Origin of the sequence: Azospirillum isscasi (genome assembly GCF_030849505.1) — a bacterium.
GTDB classification, from domain to species: Bacteria; Pseudomonadota; Alphaproteobacteria; order Azospirillales; family Azospirillaceae; genus Azospirillum; species Azospirillum isscasi.
The window spans coordinates 1-3,301 of record NZ_JAUJFI010000285.1 but is presented as its reverse complement, the minus strand read 5'-3'; the positions used below and the strand labels follow the sequence as shown (position 1 = coordinate 3,301).

The 3,301-nt window shown below is 74.4% G+C and carries 3 protein-coding genes; 2 read left to right on the top strand and 1 reads right to left on the bottom strand.

Going from position 1 to position 3,301, the window contains the following annotated elements; translation table 11 throughout:
• Positions 1-1,052 (top strand): amidase (locus tag QSG27_RS28175; protein WP_306712074.1); only part of this gene is annotated, 1,052 nt, incomplete at its 5' end.
• Between the two features lie 17 nt (positions 1,053-1,069).
• Positions 1,070-1,999: a hypothetical protein gene (locus QSG27_RS28170; protein ID WP_306712073.1), complete on the top strand. Its 930-nt coding sequence runs from the start codon at positions 1,070-1,072 to the stop codon at positions 1,997-1,999.
• A gap of 39 nt (positions 2,000-2,038) precedes the next feature.
• Here QSG27_RS28170 and QSG27_RS28165 read toward each other — a convergent pair.
• Positions 2,039-3,301 (bottom strand): gamma-glutamyltransferase family protein (locus QSG27_RS28165; RefSeq protein ID WP_306712072.1); only part of this gene is annotated, 1,263 nt, incomplete at its 5' end.

The window sequence follows — 3,301 nt, the reverse complement described above, 5'->3', positions numbered from 1 at the left end:
CCCCCGCGGCCCGCGACGCCGACGCGGTGGCACGGCTGCGCGCCGCCGGGGCGGTGGTGGTCGGGCGGACCAACATGACGGAGTTCGCCTTCTCCGGCGTCGGCATCAACCCGCATTACGGCACCCCCGGCAACCCCGCCGACCCGGCGCGCATTCCCGGCGGCTCGTCGTCGAGCGCCGGGGTGTCGGTGGCGGCGGGCCATGTGCCGCTGGCGCTGGGCACCGACACCGGCGGGTCGGTCCGCATCCCGGCGGCGCTGTGCGGCATCGTCGGCTTCAAGCCGACGCAGCGCCGGGTGCCGCTGCGCGGCGCCCTGCCGCTGTCCTGGTCGCTCGATTCCATCGGGCCGCTCGCCCGGACGGTGGAGTGCTGCGCCATCGCCGACGCCGTGCCGGCCGGCGAGGCGGAGTGGGAGCCGCCGCCGGTCGGGCTGGCCGGGCTGCGCTTCGCCGTGCCGCAGGCGGTGGTCCTGGACGGCATGGAGGAGCCGGTGGCCCGCGCCTTCGACGCCGCCTGCCGCCGCCTGTCGGAGGCCGGCGCGCGGATCGTCGAGATTCCCATGGCGGAGCTGGCGGAGATCGGCCCGGCCAACGCCAAGGGCGGCCTGCCCGCGGCGGAGGCCGCGCACTGGCACCGCGCCCTGCTGGCGGAAAAGGGCGACCTCTACGACCCGCGCGTCCGCGTGCGGATCGAGCGCGGTCATGGGATGAGCGCCATCGACCACATCGAGGTGACGCAGCGCCGCGCCGACCTGATCGCCCGCGCCGACCGGACAACCGCGGACTACGACGCCCTGCTGATGCCCACCGTGCCGCTGCTGGCGCCCCGCATCGACGCCTTCGCCGAGGATGCGGAGTTCACCCGGCTCAACCTGCTTCTGCTGCGCAACTGCGCCCTGTTCAACTTCCTGGACCGCTGCGCCGTCAGCCTGCCGATGCAGCGGGCCGGCGAACTGCCCAGCGGCCTGATGCTGGTGGGCGCCGCCGGAGCCGACCGCCGCCTGCTGTCCATCGCCGCCGCGGTGGAGCCGGTGGTGGGACCGGGCGCGTAGGCGCGGGGTCCAAAGTCATGGAGCAGGCATCGATAGCGGCGGACGCCGCTTCCCCGGTCGACCGTCAATTGCGCCTCTGGCGGGACCACCGCCGCCCGGTGGCTCCCGACGCGCGGATGCGCGCCCTGACCGAACAGCGGCTCGGCCCCCTTCTCGGCGACCTGGAAGCGCTGATGCTGGAGCTGCGCCATGGGGTCGACCGGGACGTGGCCTCGGGCCGGCTGCCCATGCCACGGCGGCGCCATCCCTTCCCCAAGGGCTTTTGCCGGGAGATCACGGACGCCGTGTTCGCGCGTCTGGGGCAGCGGATCGCCGCGCCGGACACGCCGGTCACGCACGCGCTGGCCGCCTTCGTCCGCGCGGGCGGCACCCTGTCGCCGGTCTGGGGGGCGCTGCGCGGCAGCTACTTCCAGAACGCCATGCAGGTCGGCGCCCTGTACGTCGATGCGGCCAACGACACCGTGACCGTCACCAAACCCAAGGTCGAAATCCTTCCCCTGGAGTCGAGCGGGCTGGAGGCGATCACCGACGTGGGCCACTTCGCCCGGATCGCGGAACTCTACTGGGGCGGCACGATCTGGGCGAACACCCTGTTCCCGCGGCTGGCGCCGGTCCTTCCGATCATCCACATCGGTCCGGACGGGCGGCCCGCCCTGCATCCGGACGGCATCGGGGTCTTCGCCGAGAATCTGGCCGGCGGCTGCCGGTCGGCCCTCGCCTTTCTGGAGCAGCAGCGGGACAGCGGGCGCACCCCGCCGGCGGAGGTCGCGGCGCTCTTCGTACCCTGGAAGGACCGCGGCCCCTGGTTCGCGGAGTTCCACCCCACGCCGGACTGGAACCGGCTCCGGGCCTGCTTCGCCCTGGCGGAGCAGCCCCAGGGGCCGTACCGCTCGGTCCAGGGCTTTCTTGAGATGGTCGAGGCGGTCAAGCGGACGGGGCCGGCGTAGGAAGCACGTTCTCGCACCGGGCCCCCACCCGCCGGGCACTCAGAATCCGAGAGCGCAGCCGTCCTTGCGCCAATCGGACCCGCCGATCAGCAGCCCCGCCGCGTGGTCGATCCAGATCGCCTGCCCGCCGCCCATCGGCTCGTTCCGGCGGACCACCGCGTGGCCGCGGCGGGCCAGCTCCGCGGCGGTGTCCTCCGCCACGGTGGGTTCGACCTCCAGGACGCCGTTGAAGGCGAAGCTGCGCGGCTGGTCGATCGCCGCCTGGACGTCCAGCCCGCGGTCCAGCACCGCCGACACGAAGGCGCCGTGCCCCGCCGCCTGATAATGGCCGCCCATCACGCCGAAGGGGCAGACCGCGCGCCCGTCCTTGCGGATCAGGCCGGGGATGATGGTGTGCAGCGGGCGCCGCCGCGGCGCCAGGGCGTTGGGGTGCCCCTCGGTCAGCCGGAAGGAGGTGCCGCGGCTGTGCAGCAGCACCCCGGTCGCCGGGTCGAGCTGCACGCTGCCGAAGCTATGGAAGATCGAGTTGATGAAGGAGATGGCGTTGCCGTCGCGGTCCACCACGCAGAGACAGACCGTGTCCTTGTGCTCCGCCTCCGTCCACAGGGCGGGCGGCCGGGCGCGGGCGGGGTCGATGCGGCGGCGCAGGGCCGCCGTCGCCTCCGCCGACAGCAGCGCCGCCGCGGCCTCCGGCCCTCCCTCCCCCACCAGCGCGTCGCGGTGGTGGTAGGCGAGCTTCGTCGCCTCGGCCAGCAGATGGTGGCGGTCCGCGTCGCCAACCGCAGCCGACAGGTCGAAGCCGCCCAGCGCGTTCAGGATCATCAGCGCGGCGAGGCCCTGGCCGTTCGGCGGGCATTCCAGGATCTCGTGGCCGCGGTACTCCGTGGCGATGGGCGTCACGGACTCCGCCCCGTCCTGGGCCGCCGCGAAGTCGTCCAGCGTGTGCAGCCCGCCGCGGGCGCGCAGGAAACCGACCAGCGATTCCGCCGTGGCGCCCGTGTAGAAGGCCGCCGCCCCCTGCGCCGCGATCTCCCTCAACCGTTGGCCGAGCAGCGGCTGGGCATGGCGCTCCCCGGCGCGCGGCGCGCGTCCGCCGGGCAGGAAGACGGCGCGGCAGCCCTCGTCCGCCGCCAGCAGGGGAACCGCCGCCGCCCAGTCCTGGGCCACCCGCGGGGCGACGCCATAGCCCTCCTCGGCGTAGCGGATGGCGCGGAGGAACAGCCGGTCCAGCCCCACCGTCCCCTGCCCGGCGATCACGTCGGGATCGTCGTAGGGATGGACGAAGGTCAGCCGCCGCGCCGA